Below are 17673 nucleotides of genomic sequence, written 5' to 3' on the forward strand. Positions count from 1 at the left end.
TTAACGATAATCATAGCCTTAGAACCTAAGAAGTGACCGAACATCGCGCACAAAAAAGGCCGCTAAACCGCAGCCTTCATCACTTGAAACTTGGAATCACTGTCCCTTCAGAGCTTAAACCACACCACCAGCACCCTGCATGGAACGCTCACTGTTCTCCACTAGCAACGCGGTTGCGGTTTGTTTCAGTGTTTCCCACTCTTGGTCTTCGACAAAAATACCATTTTGCCAAGAGGCTTGTTGCGTGTTGCTTAACTCATCGCCTTCAATGTGAATGGTGTATCCTTGTGCGCTTTTCTCGATATCGAAATCGTTCACAGAGAGTTCGATAACCATACTATGCAAATCCGTATCATGCCCATCAAACTGATCCGAGAAAAAGACTTCTGGCGCGATTCGTCCACGATTTAACACATAAAGCGTTCGTTTTGGACTAGAGCCATTGACCCATTGTGCACGGCACGCAATGCCTTTTGCAGAGAGCTTCAACAACTCACTAAAACCTAGCCAACGGTTATGGCACTGTTTCAACGTGATAGTAATCGACTTACTGTTGATCATTTTCTCAAGTGCGAAATCCAACACGGCGGGTAAGTGACACGCCACACTGCCATTGTGCAAATCCATCTCGATACTCGATGGCGTGCTGTTGGTCACCGATACGGCGCAGTCCGAATCTAACCCAAGAAACAGGCTGGCGTTATTAAAGTGACGCACCCCGTGCAAGCCAACCATTTGCAAGTCCGCCACCATGTTCGCAATGACATCCGCCTCACCACAGTGACGGCGCATGCCAAGAAATGCCTTATTAACCGCGGCCACCAATTCGTTGTGAGAGACGATCATAATGCAAATCCTCCGTTGATTTTTTGATTGTCACTTTGTGCGATTTCTTCTCGTTCCGGCATGCTTGGAAAAATCCATGTGTCTGCCAGTTTAGGATCGTGAATTTCATCTAACAGCGGCGCGCCCTGGAAGAAGGTTACTCGAACCCAACGATCCGAGCGTGGATCAAATTTAGTCGCACCAAAGATAGCCAACTTACAGCGCAATAAGTGCATTGGCAGTGCATCTTGGCGTAGCACGTTCATTTGAATATCACCCATTGCTCGGTTACCTAACGTCCATACACGACGTGTGATCGAACGATAAGTCGGGTTCTGCAACAAAAACTCCGCTACGGACATTTCTTCATCACAACCAAGCAAGGCGTGGTACAAGCGATTCACTTGTCTGCCGATATCAAGCGGCAGCTCTTTTTCTTCTCCTGCCTCTTCCCCACGAACACCAAGCCTTGGCTCTTCTTTGTCTTGTGAGCGATACCAGAACCAGTAGTTGTTCTCGGCTAGTGAGTAATCCGCATTAATCGCCCAGCGGTATTTGCTTTGCAGCACCTCAAGTAAGTCATGGATCTTTTTCCCGCCCGGAATCGATAACGTTTCATCCGTATTCATTTGGCTGGCAAATTCGTCCACCAAAGATGGGTAGAGTTCGATCAAGCAAGAAGTGAGGATTTCTTGGGCTTCCACACTCATTGTTTTCTTATGCTCGACCAAACTCGCCCAGTTCGGATGTGATGCCATTAACGTTGTTAGCTCCGATAGCAGTTGTTTGATGTCTGCTATCGCTTGATAATTGAGCCTGTCTTGATGTTCATTGATGGTGATGACTTGCTCTAAATGACGCTGTGCTTTTTGAAGCAATCCTTGCAAAGGAGCATGGAACGACGCTTCACACGGCATCGCAAAGACTCGCGCTACCGCACGTTCGCGAGAGGTCATCCATTGGTCAACAATACACGGGTGATTAATCAAGTATGGAGCCATGCCTAAGCCAGTAGCATTGCCGACACCAAGGTAGCGCTGCAAGCCACGATGCAAAGCCACCGCGTTGTCTCCACCTTGTTGAAGTGCTAGGTAGTGCACCCAATCCAAGCTGAATTCACGCAACATATATACTGCGCACATTTGCGCACTAAAAGACTGGCTGAAATCTGAGTTGTTCTCTAGCAGTTTGAAATCGGCGATGCCAAACTTGCCGTTCCCATAAACAGCTGTGGTACGCAGGATATAACCCACTTCCGCCAGCTCTTTTGGCTCGGGCTGCTTGCCTTGAGAAAGGGCGCTAACAATGTGTTCAAACACACGCACGCTTTTGTTTGCGCGAGCCAGAACAAGTACGTTGTTTGGATTACGTCCCGCTTCTTGAAGCGGTACATTTGCTCGCAATCTTTCCAACAAAGTAACATCAACATCGCCTTGAACCAGTGCGAATGTGACGTCCCACTTTTCAGCAATGACGCGGTCATTACGCTCGTCATCAGCAATTTCATCACAGAACACCACCAAATGATAAACGTGCTCTGGCGTGGTCAACTTGTAAATAACGTGACCATAACCACGCGGACAAAGTTGCCACTCATGCTTGGTTACTTGCCAGTTTTGGCTTGCCATATTACGAATCAGACTACGAACAAAGCTGATTCGGTTTTGGTGCATTGCGCCAAGCCTTTCGGCTGCCATGACAATCGCTGCATCGCGCATAGTTGCTTCCGTATAAGTAGAACGATGTGCATCCATTTTGCTCACCACCTATTTGTTATTGTAAGAATACTAGGGTTTGTGCGGATGCAGGAGGAAAACACCCGCACAAGCTCCACGTTGTTTGAATTAGATAATTGTTATAACCCTTGCTCTTTCGCCATCTTGATTGCGATTTGCGGTGCATTCCAAAGTGACGGCAACAGAATCAGAGAAACCGGAACCGCAGTAATCACAATGAAAGATTGCAGTGCAGAGATGCCACCAGAGCCAAGGGAAATCAGGATCAATGCTGTCACACCCATCATTACGCCCCAGAAGGTACGGATGATCGCATTCGGTTCCGTTTCACCACTGATCACGACACTGATTGTGTAGGTCATTGAGTCGCCCGTCGTGACGATGAAGATCGTGGTTAAAATCAGAAATAGAATCGAAGTCAGCATTGGCATTGGTAGTTGCTGAGTCACCGCAAGCAAAGCACCTGGCAAGTTAAAGCCTTCAAACGCCGCACTCACACTACCCGGTTCAGCAATTTCAAACGCTAGGCCAGAGCCGCCTACAATAGTGAACCAAAAACAGGTGGTGAGCGGAGCAACAATGCTGATGGTGGAAATAACTTGGCGAATAGTGCGACCACGAGAAATACGCGCAATAAAGATTGCCATCATCGGACCATAACCAAGGAACCAGCCCCAGAAAAATACTGTCCACCAGCTTAGCCAACCTTCGTCACCGCGATAGGTCGCCATTGGGATAAAGTTATCCAGCATGCTCCCTACACCTTGAATGTATCCGTTAAAGATAAAATTCGTAGGGCCAAAAAACAGGATGTAAACCATCAATGCCATTGCCAGAATCACGTTGTAACGACTAAGCAGTTGCATGCCTCGACTCAATCCACTGAGCGCTGACAAGGTGTAAAGCGCAATCGCAAACAAAATGATAATAAGCTGAGTGGTAAAGCCATCAGGAATATCAAACAATGCATTTAACGCGTAGCTAACCTGCAAGCCCAGAAACCCAATTGGACCAATGGTGCCCGCGGCTACCGCGATAATGCAGCATGCGTCAATCAATGCACCAAGCTGGCCTTTAAGCGCTCGTTCGCCCAACACTGGATAAAGCAAAATACGGGGTTTTAGTGGCAAACCTTTGTCGTAATGCAGGTGCATCACCACGATGGAAGTTAAGCTACCTACAATCGCCCAAGCCAGAAATCCCCAGTGCATAAAGGATTGCGACAACGCATTCACCGCACCTTGCTGCGGGTTATCTTGCGCGCCGTATAAAGGGGGTGGGCTAACATAGTGTGCTATAGGCTCAGCCGCGGCCCAGAAAACACCACCACCAGCCAATAAGGTACAGAAAATAATCGCCATCCAGCGGAAAGAATCCATTTCTGGTTTAGCAATCCCGCCCAACATCACCTTGCCTGTTCGCCCTGCAGCCAAGCCAAGACCAATAAGAAAAGTGAGAAGCAGCAGTAACTGCCAGTAAGGACCAAACACCTGCACAGCCCAGCCAAAGCCGGCGTTAACGATCGTAGATAATAGCTCGCCGTCATAAAGTGCAATAGCAACGAACAACGCGATAAAACCACCGCTATACCAAAAAGCCGGGTTATTCAGTCCCAATTTGTCCGTCGTGTTTTCTGTTGTTGATGTGTTGTGTGTTGCTTTTGACTTGCCCGATGACACGCTCATCGTGGAAGCTTTCATGCTATTGGTTAAATCAGACATACTCTGACTCCAGAGGTTCTTTGCAGCTGCCAAAGACTGGCTACAAAATGTGAGTTTTACGCCTGCCGTATTGTTGTTATGTTGGCAGGCGGTTCCTAATTTTGGGAATGCTATGAAATAGGCTCTAATCCTTCTTTAAGGAAGTTGAACCAGTTTTCACCCAATATTTTTCCTGCCTCAGATTCACTGAATCCGTGACGCATTAATCCGTTGTAGATGTTCTCCATCCCTGCACTGCCGCAGAACCATGGCAGCGCATCTGGCCATCCCGAGTTACTTGCTGAACCTTCGCCGTAATCCATCGCTTTTGACCAACGACCGTTGCGCATCCACTCCAACACTTGTTGAGGCTGGTTTAGGCACAAATCGCTACCGATACCTAAATGGTCAACGCCAAACATGTCTGCGGTTTTCGCAACCATCTGGCAGAAATCATCCAGCGTGCACTGGCTGCCATTTGGCAAATGGAACGGATATAAACTGAATCCAATCAAACCACCGCGCTCCGTCAGTGCTTTGATCACGGTGTTGGACTTGTTGCGCAGTGCGTCATGCGCAAACGTCGGGTTAGCATGGCTGATACAAATTGGACGCGAAGAGAGCTCGATAGCTTCCAACGTTGAACGCTCCGCGCTGTGGGACATATCAATGATCATCCCGACTCGGTTCATCTCTTCAATCGCTTGCTTACCAAAGCGAGTTACGCCGGAATCGTTTTGTTCGTAACAACCTGTCGCCAGTAAGCTTTGGTTGTTGTAGGTCAGTTGCATGATCAGCAGACCTTGGCGGCGCATCACTTCAATCAAGCCAATTTCATCATCAATCGGTGAGCAATTTTGCGCGCCGAAGAAGATGCCGACTTTGCCTTCTGCTTTGGCTTTTTCTACATCTGCCATTGAATAAATAGGCATGATGAGGTCCGCATTTTGCTCGAAGCGCAAGTTCCACTCAGCAAAACGCGTTAAGGTTTCGCGCGCAGTTTCGTGGTAGACGATGGTGGCATGAACGGCGGTAATGCCACTCGCCTTAAGCGTTTGGAAATACTCTCGATCCCAATTGCAGTACTGCAATCCGTCAATCACAATCCGTTGTTGGTACATAACCACTCCTTAAACAATTTCTTAGCCTTTTAGTTTGGGTAACTGACACCATCAGCTACCCTGCTGTTCTTAGTAAGGGCGCTGATAAGCGGTTTTCACCACGGTGTAGAACTCTTTGGCGTACTGACCTTGCTCACGAGGGCCAAAGCTAGATTCTTTACGGCCACCAAATGGGACGTGATAATCTGTACCCGCAGTTGGCAAGTTAACCATGACGCAGCCCGTTTGGACTTGCTGTTTGAAGATCGCGCTATTGCGCAGGCTTTGCGTGATAATGCCGCCTGTCAGGCCAAAGCGCGTATCGTTCGCGACCGCAATTGCCTCATCCAGATCAGAAACGCGAATCACGCTTGCCATTGGTGCAAAGACTTCTTCTTGGTTCACTTCCCAGTTGTTTTGTGTGTTCAAAAACAGGGTTGGTGACATGTAGTACCCGTCATGCTCTAGGCTCAGACGCTCGCCACCAAAAGCCAGCTCCGCGCCTGCTTGGCGTGCGTTTTCGATCCACTCAAAGTTCGCATTCAGCTGGTTACCATCAACAACAGGGCCCATAAATACGCCCTCTTCCAGTGCGTGACCCACTTTCAATTCGCTCATGCGTTGGATTAGCGCTTCAACATACGCGTCGTGAATTCCGTCCATAACCACAAGACGAGAAGACGCGGTACATTTTTGACCTGCACCCGAGAATGAGCCTGCGATTGTGGCTTCAACGGCAATTTGAATATCTGCATCATCTGCCACTACGAGCGCGTTTTTGCTGCCCATCTCTAGCTGACAACGCACAAAGTTTGGTGCCGTTGCCGCCGCTACTTTACGGCCTGTGTCCACAGAACCAGTGAAGCTCACGCCGTTCACATCTTTCGAATTGATAAGGGTATTACCAACTTGCGAACCGCTACCCAAAACGAGGTTAAACGTGCCAGCAGGTAAACCTTGGCGATGGATAATCTCAGTCAGTGCAACGGCACTTGCTGGAGTTAGGTTGGCAGGCTTCCAGACGACACTGTTGCCAAACGCAAGTGCTGGCGCGATTTTCCAAGCCGCTGTTGCTGTTGGGAAGTTCCAAGGAGAGATAATGGCGATAACGCCGACGGCTTCGCGAGTAACTTCAACGGAGACACCTGGACGGACGGAAGCAGCGTTATCGCCAATTTGACGCAGTACCTCAGCAGCAAAGTATTGGAAGAATTGGCCGGCACGGTAAATCTCACCTCGACCTTCAGCAAATGGCTTGCCTTCTTCACGCGAAAGCAAGGTACCCAATTCGTCACATCGTGCAATGAGCTCATCACCAATCGCTTGCAGCACTGCTTGTTTGCGCTCGATTGGTGTTTTTTCCCACTCTGGCTGCGCTGATTTAGCCGCTTGAATCGCTTGCTCTACTTGCGACACACTCGCTTGAGCAAAATCACCAATATTTTCACTGATATCAGAAGGGTTAATATTAGCGATGGTATCCATGCCTGAATGCCACTCACCTGCGATGTAGAGGGATTTTTCTGCTTGAACATTGTTAATAAAAGTCATTGTTCTTTCCTTATTCTTCCGATTTGTGATGGCAAGCCACCCACTCACTGATCTCAATTATTCTTGTTGGATTTATTCTGGTTGGCTTGCCGACGCGTAGACGACAAACTCCACCAACATTTCTTCTCGTGCTAACCCTGCAACCACCATGGCGGCGCGATTTGGGTACGGCGCTTCAAAATATTCCGCGTACACTTGGTTAACGGTTTTTAAGTATTCTCTGTCGGTCACGTAAATCAGGACCTGCAATACAGAGTCCAAAGACTCCCCTGCACACTCCAGGGTGTGAATGAGATTGTTAAAGGTTTGACGTGTTTGTGCTTCGATGCCGCCTTCCACAACCGCACCTGTGTCATCAATAGGAATTTGAGCCGTATACAGGGTTCCGTTGTTGACTATCGCCCATTCAAGCGGCGCTTTAGAAGCAAATAGACTGGTTTTTACTGGATGTTTTTTAGTAGGAGTATTCACGTGCCTTTCAACCTTTGTAACAGCTTTGTTTCAATGTAGTTAAATGATGCACATTGACAGGCGATAAATCTAACGGTAAATTTTTTACATTTGATAAATAAAACTTATCACCTCATTGAGAATAACGTAAATAAAGGGATTAAGAGGCATTAGGGATGAGTATTAAGCTTCAACAATTAATGCATTTTGTGATGGTAGTCGAGGAAGGTGGGTTTCGAGCCGCTTCACATCGTGCAAATCGATCTCAGGCTGCGCTCTCCACGTCGATAAAAGAGCTAGAGAAAATGCTAGGACAAACGCTGTTTGAGCCCGGCAACAAAACCAAATTAACGCCTTTTGGTGAGATTTGTTTGCCCAAGGTGGTTCAGTTTCTCAATATCTACAGTGCGCTGGACAACGATCTCAAAGCTGCCGCGGCCGGACAGCAAGGGAGAGTGCGAATTGCGAGCGTTCCTTCTGTTGCAGCGAAACTCATCCCGAGCGTGTTGGGTGCCTTTTGCGAGCAGTATCCAAATGTAGAAGTAAGCTTGATCGATGATAACGCAGCGGGCGTCGAGGCTCGCTTACTCTCCGGTGAAGTCGACTTGGCGCTCGGTAACCCCTCTCACCTTGATGAGGGCGGCATTGACTTTACACCGCTGTTGTCCGACCCCATTGGCGTGGTGTGTTTAAATGATAACCCTATTGCCAATAAAACAGAGGGAATCAAGTGGCAAACTTTGCTCGAACAACCTTTTATTCGTAACGGCACCTGTACGCTTCTCGATCCAACCCCAGCCAGAGCACTGAGTGAGCAAGCGCTCTATTCGGTCGAGAATATCACTTCGCTGTTTTCTGTCTTAGAACTTGGGATTGGTGTCACGACCCTACCGAAGCTTGCTTTCCCAACCAATGAAACACGCTTGGTTTGGATCCCGCTTATCGATCCTCCACTTGAAAGGCAAATTGGTATCTTTACGTTGACCGACCGCACGATCTCGCCTCAAGCTAAAGCGTTTCATGATTTGTGTGTACGTTATCTAAACTATCAAGATGAAGAGACGTAGTTCGAAGGTTTTAGCTAACAGTGGCTCCATTAGATTTTAGAGCCACTGTTATTTGATATTAAGTGACAGCTCCCGTCATATGAAATGACGACGCTCTTATTGCACTTATTCTGGCTTGATATTCTGATTCATTCTGAACAAGTTATTTGGATCAAACTTCTTCTTCACTGCTTGTAAACGCGCAAAGGTTGGACCGTAGGCAGACTCTGTACGTTCAGCTTCGTCTTGTGTAAGGAAATTAATATACGCTCCGCCACTTGCATAGGGCTTAGTCTTGGCAAAAAATTCCCTTGCCCAGCTGATGCAAGCTTCATCATCTTCTGCTAAATCCCATCTTCCATGCACATTTAATACATAGTTTGCATCACGGCTAGAATAAGCCATAGACTCAGGCTCAGGTCTAGAGGCAGCGCAGCCAAGAGAGGCGATAAAAATCTCACACTGAGGCGATGGTAACTTACCTGCGTATTCTATCGCCGCATCAATCACACCTTCGCTTAGCGAGTTAAAATTGTGCGATTTCCAATAGTTACGTGCGCCCGGAGTAAGCAATGGATCAAACGCTTGCTGCCACGCCGCAAATGGCTGTACACCAACATGCTCACCATGTGCATCACCAAACTCTCTCAACGGTGCAATTAACTTCTCACCTTCAGCCGGGTCACCCGCATAACATATCGCGAGTACAACCACTTCTTTTCCGTGAACGCTTTCAGGTAAGAATGGGAGTGGCGGCGCTTTCCGACTCACCATCCAGACACTTAGATCATCAGGGGCCGACTCAGTGAATTTCGCAAACTGGGTGATAATGGATTTCGCTTGCTCAAATGGAAAGACAATGAGACCACTTAACACCTCTGGACCGACAGGATGTAGCTGGAATTCAAAACGCGTAACGATACCAAAGTTACCGCCGCCCCCACGTAACGCCCAGAATAAATCGGCATTTTCTGTCTCATTCGCGAGCAGTTGACGACCATCTGCAGTTACGACATTTGCAGAGACCAAGTTGTCTATCGTCATACCATATTTTCGGCTCAACCAACCAAAACCACCACCAAGCGTTAACCCCGAAATTCCCGTGGTTGAATTAATGCCGACAGGCGTTGCTAATCCATATTTTTGTGTGGCCTCATCGACATCAGCCAACGTACAGCCAGGTTCAACAAAAGCCCTTCTTTCGCTTTCGTCCACTTGAACATGATTCAAAAGCGACAAGTCGATCATCACACCATGATCGCAAACCGCATTGCCCGCAATATTATGCCCACCACCTCGGACCGAAAGTAGCTGATTGTTATCCCGAGCAAAGTTAACCGCCATCACGACATCATCGGCAGACTTGCATCGAGCGATAACACCGGGACTGCGATCTATCATGCCATTCCAGATTTGACGAACTTCGTCGTACGTAGGATCTCCGGGCAAAACAACATCACCCTGAAATTGATTTTTGAAGTGTTCAATGGTTGCATTTTCTAGACTATTCATATTAGTTGCCTCTCACGTTTTACATGAGGCTTGCAAAGCACAATGCAACGACAAGCTAATACAAGTCCCTCACAATTAAACGTGACGTTTGAGTAGCTATTTTCAGCAAATAAACAAGGCCCCACAGTAACGATACCGTAGGGTCACAAATTCCCTTACTCTCTTGGGTTCGATAAAGCTGAAACACAGTTATAAAAAATCAGATAGTTATCGCAATGATACCGCACCTCAAAGCACCTTCTGTATTCTTTACCCTGCGTGACACTCGCACCTAATTATTAATAAGTTCATTGTAAGTTTAGAATGCAATTTAGTTTCAGATATGAAACTTTGTCTTATAATTAATATTTTTAATAATTAATTATATTACCTTTATTTATCAATTAAATAGGATTATAAAAATATTTCGGACTGCGAATAGTGAATAGCCGTTAGAGGCAGTGATATTGAATTAAATTGAATAGCCTTCTTAGTGCTTTAGAAGACTATTGCGCTATTTATCAATGACATACCGCCACTTTAGGTGGGTTGTTTACGACGATTTCGGTTCTTATACACCACGCAAAAGTTACCACGTTTGGTTCGGCATTTTGAGCAGCGCTCGCAATCCACTGGCGCTCGATTACCCTCTTTCCAGCGCTTTATTAACTGAGGCTCAGCCAATAAAGGACGTGACACAGCGAAAAATTGGATATCTGTGTTTTCTGCAATTTTCTCAATCGCATCAATGTCACTCAATCCGCCGACAGTAATCACCGGTATGTTAACGTCCTGACTGATCACGTGCCCATATTCGTGAAAATAGCCTTCTTCTTTTAGTGTGTAACCATCGAACATTTCACCAACAAGCTCGTTTGCTTTGCCGTGAATATTGCCAGACACGATGATCGCATCAACGCCCACTTCTTCGAGTTTCTTACAAACGACGCGAGTTTCATCGAACGTTAAACCGCCGTCAAAGAACTCTGTTGCCGTCAGTTTAACGAGGATGGGAAATTCGCTTCCAACCAGCTTTCTGGTTTCAGAATAAATTTCTAAAAGAAAGCGCATGCGATTTTCTAAGCCACCACCGTATTCGTCTTCGCGACGATTATAGTACGGGCTTAAAAACTGGTTAATTAAGTAAGTGTGTGCCGCATGAATCTCTACGCCGTCAAAACCAGCGTCTTGAGCACGTTTACTCGCCAATGCGAATGCCTTTACGATGTAATCGATCTCGTCCTTAGTCATCACTTTGCCTTGCGTATTCGTGCCACGCTCAGGCACGTCACTCGGAGCAAAGATGACACGCTCACCGACGTTATAGGTGGTTTTGGTTCCACCGTAAGCAATTTGCATTACGATTTTAGAATCGTGTTGATGTACTAGCTCTGTTAGCTTTTTGTATTCTTCAATAAAAGAGTCGTTGTAGATCCCCATCATCCCAGCGTTGGGTTTCTCTTCTTCCACGATATTGGCATAACCAGTAACAATTAGACCCACTTCACCTTTCGCCAACTCTTCGTAAATATCGTAAAGCTTATCCGTCATGTGGCCATCTTCGGTCGCCATGTTCTCCCACGTTGCGCTGCGCACAAAACGGTTCTTTAGGGTCATGTTGCCAATGCGGGCTTCGGAAAACAAAATGCTCAAAACCAGTCCTCTTAATGTTGTCTTTATGGTTCTATCTTTTCCCAAGTAACCAAGAACAAAAAAGGAACAGCGATACCCAACGTATGGCTGTTCCTTCTCTGAATCCGTGAGACCTGCAAACTACAGGCGCACCTTAATGCCTCGGAGACGACAAAACTTTAATCTGGGTTAAGGTTTAGTGAGTTTTTAGATTATGTAAAAGGATGATTCTTAATCGTGTTCATTTCACTGGAGTTAAGATGCTTCCTCACCCACTTTCAGTCGTAAAACTTTTGTATTTCGCTAGCTGGTGATTCAACTCAAACATTCACATTGTTAGTTTGTATGCTGCCATGGGAACTAGCACTCCCCCCCCCCCCCAAAAAATGTTTACATTACAAACTATCGATATTGAATTTTCATATGGCAAATAGAGTTATTGCGCTGTTTATACTTTTTAGCTCAATAGTCGCTATCTCTTGGCATTATTACGCGTCAGCGGAAACGCGCGATCCACTATGTTTTACACACTGGTTGTTTTTGCTTTTAGATATGAATACGTGATAGTGAAGCTAGAGGAGAAACAGGAAAAACAGGGAAAATAAAGGACAATAGAAAGTTAAATGACCTTACTTCTAGGTAAGGTCATTCATGCATTCAGCAGCAAAAGATATTAGCGCGTAGCAAACGCTTAGGTCTGGTTGTTACAGAGCTAGAGGAATCAACTCGACACCAAGCACACCACTAATCCCCATCACCACTAGCAGTGAGACTTTAAACACCGACTTTGACCAAGCGATGTAGTTGCTGTCATCAATGCTGCGAAAGGTCACTTTCGTCCACATAAAGCAAACGACCGCTGCAACCGCTAAGTATTCATACCCGGCTTCACCAAGTAAAAATAACCCCAACGATACTGCCCCAAACGCCACGACATACGCTTTCATGTGTCGATGCGCTTTATGAATGCCCTCTCTAACTGGTAATACGGGAATCCCGGCTTCTCGGTAGTCTTGCATGCGGAACATGGCAATCGCGTACGAGTGCGGCATTTGCCAGAGACAGAACATGGTAAAGAGTAAAATCGCTTCCAAGCTAATGAAGTTTGTTACCGCCAAGTAACCCACCAATGGCGGAACTGCGCCTGAAATACTTCCCACTAAGGTTCCATACACCGAGTTACGTTTGTACCACATCGTGTAAAAGAACACGTAATACACGTAGCCAAGCAAAACGACGACAGCGGATAGTGGGTTCACTCGGATAAATAACAGTGCGGTTCCTACCAGCAATAAAGCAAGTGCATAAACAAACGCAATATCGATATTGATGTTGCCTTTCACTGTTTCACGATTTCGTGTACGTGCCATCTTTTGGTCGATATCACGATCAAAAATATTATTCACCACACAACCTGAAGCGATGACTAACCCAACACCAACTAACGTTGTAACGAACAACATTAGGCTAGCTGGTTCTGTTTTTGCGGCGAGAAAGAACCCCGCCGCAACAGAAATCAGGTTGCCGAAAATAATGCCCGGTTTGGTGATAGACAAATAACTTTTCAGCATACCTTGGCCTACAACTTCATGTTGACGTTCATGTTGTAGATGATCCATACCGAGCCAGCGATAAGGATAAGTACAACAATGGCGGTAAACATCAGTGATACAAGGTTCCAACGTCCGTCGGATGTTTTTGTTTCCATGTGCAAGAAGTATTTGAAGTGAACAAATATCTGCACTAATGCACATCCAAATAGAATCGCATAGGTTGTTGTATCTGGTAATGATTTCGTCCAAACAAAGTAGAACGGAATTACCGTCAGAATCAGTGAGGCAATGAAGCCTTTCACGTAATCTGATGCACTGGTTTCTACATGTTGATCCATTACATTACCCCCAGTAAGTAAACGATGGTAAAGACACAAATCCAGACGATATCTAGAAAGTGCCAGAATAGACTTAGGCAGTTAAAGCGCATTGCCATATTGTCGTTCAGACCTTTCGTCGACAGTTGGTGATATGCTACCGCTAACCAAATCAGACCAAAGGTTACGTGCAGGCCGTGCGTACCAACCAACGTAAAGAATGCCGATAGGAATGCACTTGTTTGTGGACCATAGCCTTCTTCAATCAGGTGATGGAACTCATAGACCTCCATACAGATAAAGCCAAGACCAAGCGCGAACGTTACTAACATCCAACGTTTGAGACCAGCAACGTTGTTGCGCTTCATCGCGATAATGCCAAAACCAAATGTGATACTGCTAAACAGCAGCAGCATGGTTTCGACAAACACGAATGGGAGTTCGAAAATGTCTTTACCTGTTGGGCCCGCAATTGAATTGCTCGACAGCACAGCGTATGTCGCGAACAAGGTCGCAAACAGTACGCAGTCACTCATCAGGTAAACCCAAAAGCCAAATAGCTTGTTGCCATTCGTGTCATGGTGGTGATCATGGTCGTGATGTGCTGCGATATTAGTTTGCATACGTCACCTCCAGATCATCTTTACTTTCGCTGTCTTTCACTGAGTTTTTCTTCGCTTCTTCAAGCTGAGCTCGACGCTCGGCCTCAATTGCTTTGATCTCTTCAACTTCCACGTAGTAATCCACGTCATCGTTGTAGCTGTGCTGAATACACGTCACGATAATACCGACCAAACTTGCCGCCGCTAGCCACCAGATGTACCAAATCATGCCGAAGCCAAATAGGAGCGACCAAGCCGACACGTAGATGCCTGTTGCCGTGTTTTTTGGCATATGAATACGTTCGTATTCCACTTCTTTAGTTGGATCGAACTCGCCACTTTGTTTCTGGTACCAGAAGGCATCCAGCACATCACCTTTTGGCAGGTGTGCAAAGTTGTAGAACGGCGGTGGAGACGATGTTGCCCACTCAAGAGTACGACCACCCCACGGATCACCAGTTAGGTCAAGGTTTTGCTCGCGGTCACGGATACTCACGTAAATTTGGATGAACTGAGACAATACGCCCAGCGCAATCACAACCGTACCTGCTGCGGCAATCGATAACAGTGGGAAGTATTCAGGGTTGATGTCTTGGCTTAAACGACGAGTCATACCCATAAAGCCCAGCGCGTAAAGCGGTAGGAACGCCATTAAGAAACCAATAATCCAAAGATAGAACGCACGTTTGCCCCAAGTTTCATTCATGGTGAAACCTGTCGCTTTCGGGAACCAGTAAGTGATCGCAGCGAAACATCCAAACACCACACCACCGATGATAACGTTGTGGAAGTGAGCAATCAGGAATACTGAGTTATGCAGAACGAAATCTGCGCCCGGAACAGCCATTAGTACGCCTGTCATACCACCAACAGTAAAGGTGATCAGGAAGCCCACCGTCCACATCATTGGCGTCGTAAAGCGGATGCGGCCTTTGTACATGGTGAATAGCCAGTTGAAGATCTTCACCCCTGTTGGGATAGAAATAATCATCGTGGCAATACCGAAGAAGGCATTTACGTTCGCGCCAGATCCCATCGTAAAGAAGTGGTGTAGCCAAACGACAAACGCAAGAATCGTGATAACTACGGTAGCCCAAACTAGCGATGTGTAACCGAACAACTTTTTACGTGAGAAGGTTGCGGTGACCTCTGAGAACACACCAAAAATTGGCAAGATCAAAATGTACACTTCTGGGTGGCCCCAAGCCCAAATCAGGTTGACGTACATCATTACGTTGCCGCCAAGATCATTGGTAAAGAAGTGCATGCCTAGGTATCTATCCAGCGTTAGCAGAGCGATAGTCACCGTTAGGATTGGGAATGAAATGATGATCAAAATGTTTGCACACAGAGACGCCCAAGTGAAAACTGGCATCTTCATCATTGGCATAGACGGTGTACGCATACGCAAAATGGTCGCGAAGAAGTTCACGCCTGTTAACGTCGTACCGACACCTGATATCTGCAGCGCCCAAATCCAATAGTCGACCCCGACTCCTGGGCTGGCCTCAATACCTGAAAGCGGCGGATACGCTAGCCAGCCGGTGCGACCAAATTCACCTAAGCCGAGAGACATGTTTGTTAGAATGACACCAACAACAAACAGCCAAAAGCTCAAGTTATTCAGATACGGGAAAGCTACGTCACGCGCACCAATCTGTAATGGCACGATGATGTTCATCAGACCAATAACCAATGGCATCGCTACGAAGAAGATCATGATCACGCCATGGGCAGTAAAAATTTGATCGTAGTGATGCGGTGGCAAGTAACCTGCTTCACCCGCAGAAGAAAGGAGTTGCTGACTACGCATCATGACTGCGTCAGCAAAACCACGAACAAGCATCACCATCGCTACTGCGATGTACATGAAGCCAAGTTTTTTATGGTCTACTGAAGTAAACCATTCATTCCACAAATATTGCCACTTTCCGGCTTTAGTTACCGCGTAAACTACGGCTAAACCAACCAGCGCCACAACCGCTAAGGTGATGACGATAATAGGTTCGTGGAATGGAACTGAATCAAGAGTTAATCTTCCAAACATTACGATTATCCTTGGTTTTCAGGCAAACAGTTCATTGAACCAGGATGCTGAGTCACAACGTCGGTGAACAAGAACGGAGGAACGCTAGAGAACAAAGTGACTGGCTCTGCGATACTTGGCGCTGCCAGTGAGCTGTATTGCTCCCAATCTTCAATACGATCAGGGCTCGCCTTCACTTTCTGCACCCAATTTAGGAACGCAGCACGATCAGACATTGCTGAAGCTGTGAACTTCATTTGCGAAAAGCCTTCGCCGCTGTAGTTCGATGCAAAACCCTTGTAGTCACCTTCGTGGTTCGCTATCAGGTTGAGCTTGGTAACCATGCCTGGCATCGCGTAGATCTGTGTACCTAAGCGAGGGATGAAAAACGCGTTCATGATGTTGTCCGAAGTCAGTTTGAACTGCACTGGCACGTCTTTCGGGAACGCCACATAGTTCACCGTCGCAATGTTTTCTTCTGGATAGATGAACAACCATTTCCAATCGAGTGACACCACTTCGATCGTCATTGGTTTAACATCACTTTCCAATGGTTTGGAGGGCTCTAGTTCATGAGTCGAACGCCATGTGATCGTCGCAAGAATCGCAATGATGATGATTGGAATTGTCCATACCACCACTTCGATTTTGGTCGAGTGTGACCACTCGGGAGCGTACTCTTCTTCAGTGTTAGAGGCGCGGTATCGGTAAGCGAAGTAAATCGTCATTAAAATCACAGGGATTACAACGATCAACATCAGCAAAAGAGCAGTAATAATTAGCTCTTTTTCCTGCACACCAATGGCACCTTTGGGGTCAAGTAAAGCTGAATTACATCCTGAGAGCATAAGTATGACGGACGCCAAACTTCCCCTCGACAAGATGCGTTTATATCTTGAGGCTTCCATTAACTTTCTCGATGGTTGTCTGGTTTCAAAGCCAATGCCAATCACAGTAAATAAGAGCTCAGAAACAGCGCAGGGGAATGTTTGATAAAAAGGCAAAAATTTTGATAAGTATTTATTCTACTTACAAATTTTTCAGCGCCGTTATCAAGCATCTTAACCAGCTAGAATGAACAATTACTTGCTACGATTGGTATCAAGCTAAGAACCAGTTGTTATAGTCATTAGAATGTTTATGTGTTGAGCATGAGTAACGTCGGGATCAGAGCGAAACAAAACGGAATTGAGTGGAGATCAAAACCACACTATTAGTGTGAGTTTATTGTTACACTTTGAAACACAATGTTACATTTGGCGCATTATGAGGAGTAAAAAGTTAAAGCTCATTAGCCACAACTGGAAACTAACCTTCCATTAATGAAACTCACACTCTTTCAATAGGACATTAACCTCAACACGAACTTCACGTGCTTCAAAGTTAATGTCTTTTGAAACAGACAGTTGCAAATTCATTTTGATGAGACTGACTATCAACTGCATTTACATAGATAGCTTGAGTACGAAGGGGAAATTAAAAGTGGAAAATTGTGATCAATATCAAATTAATGATTTCACTTAGTATTTGAGTGGTATTTACTTCTCATTATTTACTTTTGGCAAACCATTCGCAGGGCGAATCCAAATATGAGTAATAAACACTTACGTTACCCAGAACTGGCTCTCGGAAAAATAGGAAATG

14 protein-coding genes are annotated in these 17673 nt (G+C 46.1%); 1 reads left to right on the top strand and 13 read right to left on the bottom strand.

The genetic code is table 11. The features are described from left to right. Positions 1-114: 114 nt before the first annotated feature. The 6 genes from L3V30_RS08055 to L3V30_RS08080 form a co-directional block, all read right to left on the bottom strand. Positions 115-846 carry a DUF3726 domain-containing protein gene (locus L3V30_RS08055; RefSeq protein ID WP_104973781.1) on the bottom strand — a complete coding sequence of 244 codons (732 nt, stop codon included), beginning with the start codon at positions 844-846 and terminating at the stop codon, positions 115-117. Then, positions 843-2579, bottom strand: a complete 1737-nt coding sequence (locus L3V30_RS08060; RefSeq protein WP_237308669.1) for a hypothetical protein — start codon at positions 2577-2579, stop codon at positions 843-845. The genes L3V30_RS08055 and L3V30_RS08060 overlap by 4 nt, the downstream gene beginning before the upstream one ends. Before the next feature lie 101 nt (positions 2580-2680). Next, positions 2681-4282 carry a BCCT family transporter gene (locus L3V30_RS08065; protein WP_005390956.1) on the bottom strand — a complete coding sequence of 534 codons (1602 nt, stop codon included), beginning with the start codon at positions 4280-4282 and terminating at the stop codon, positions 2681-2683. A 110-nt stretch (positions 4283-4392) separates the two neighbouring features. Further along, positions 4393-5382: a membrane dipeptidase gene (locus tag L3V30_RS08070; protein ID WP_006742451.1), complete on the bottom strand. Its 990-nt coding sequence runs from the start codon at positions 5380-5382 to the stop codon at positions 4393-4395. 69 nt (positions 5383-5451) lie between these two features. Continuing rightward, positions 5452-6912 carry an aldehyde dehydrogenase family protein gene (locus L3V30_RS08075; RefSeq protein ID WP_237308670.1) on the bottom strand — a complete coding sequence of 487 codons (1461 nt, stop codon included), beginning with the start codon at positions 6910-6912 and terminating at the stop codon, positions 5452-5454. 72 nt (positions 6913-6984) lie between these two features. Next, on the bottom strand, positions 6985-7383 hold the full coding sequence (locus tag L3V30_RS08080) for a RidA family protein (protein WP_005375789.1): 399 nt from the start codon (positions 7381-7383) through the stop codon (positions 6985-6987). A 155-nt stretch (positions 7384-7538) separates the two neighbouring features. Here L3V30_RS08080 and L3V30_RS08085 point away from each other — a divergent pair, with 155 nt between their 5' ends. Continuing rightward, the gene (locus L3V30_RS08085) at positions 7539-8429 is read left to right on the top strand and encodes a LysR family transcriptional regulator (RefSeq protein WP_237308671.1); all 891 of its coding nucleotides are present in this window, start codon (positions 7539-7541) and stop codon (positions 8427-8429) included. A gap of 105 nt (positions 8430-8534) precedes the next feature. On the opposite strand, the gene L3V30_RS08090 is transcribed toward L3V30_RS08085, so the two are convergent. The 7 genes from L3V30_RS08090 to cyoA all read right to left on the bottom strand — a co-directional run bounded on the left by L3V30_RS08090 (position 8535) and on the right by cyoA (position 16937). After that, on the bottom strand, positions 8535-9920 hold the full coding sequence (locus L3V30_RS08090; RefSeq protein ID WP_104973785.1) for an FAD-binding oxidoreductase: 1386 nt from the start codon (positions 9918-9920) through the stop codon (positions 8535-8537). A 519-nt stretch (positions 9921-10439) separates the two neighbouring features. Further along, on the bottom strand, positions 10440-11552 hold the full coding sequence (locus L3V30_RS08095) for an NADH:flavin oxidoreductase (protein ID WP_237308672.1): 1113 nt from the start codon (positions 11550-11552) through the stop codon (positions 10440-10442). Positions 11553-12235: 683 nt separating this feature from the next. Next, the gene (gene cyoE / locus L3V30_RS08100; RefSeq protein ID WP_237308673.1) at positions 12236-13150 is read right to left on the bottom strand and encodes a heme o synthase; all 915 of its coding nucleotides are present in this window, start codon (positions 13148-13150) and stop codon (positions 12236-12238) included. Continuing rightward, the gene (gene cyoD, locus L3V30_RS08105; RefSeq protein WP_012842490.1) at positions 13111-13422 is read right to left on the bottom strand and encodes a cytochrome o ubiquinol oxidase subunit IV; all 312 of its coding nucleotides are present in this window, start codon (positions 13420-13422) and stop codon (positions 13111-13113) included. The genes cyoE and cyoD overlap by 40 nt, the downstream gene beginning before the upstream one ends. Continuing rightward, a complete protein-coding gene (cyoC, locus tag L3V30_RS08110; RefSeq protein WP_005375782.1) occupies positions 13422-14024 on the bottom strand; it encodes a cytochrome o ubiquinol oxidase subunit III in 603 nt (200 codons plus the stop codon). The genes cyoD and cyoC overlap by 1 nt, the downstream gene beginning before the upstream one ends. Next, positions 14014-16050 (bottom strand): cytochrome o ubiquinol oxidase subunit I, encoded by a 2037-nt coding sequence (gene cyoB, locus L3V30_RS08115; protein WP_237308674.1) that lies wholly within the window; start codon positions 16048-16050, stop codon positions 14014-14016. The genes cyoC and cyoB overlap by 11 nt, the downstream gene beginning before the upstream one ends. 5 nt (positions 16051-16055) lie before the next feature. Next, entirely contained in the window at positions 16056-16937 is an 882-nt protein-coding gene (gene cyoA, locus L3V30_RS08120) for a ubiquinol oxidase subunit II (protein WP_005388604.1), read from the bottom strand. Between the last annotated feature and the right edge of the window lie 736 nt (positions 16938-17673).

The sequence above is a fragment of the Vibrio sp. A1-1 genome, from assembly GCF_021728175.1.
Lineage (GTDB): Bacteria > Pseudomonadota > Gammaproteobacteria > Enterobacterales > Vibrionaceae > Vibrio > Vibrio diabolicus.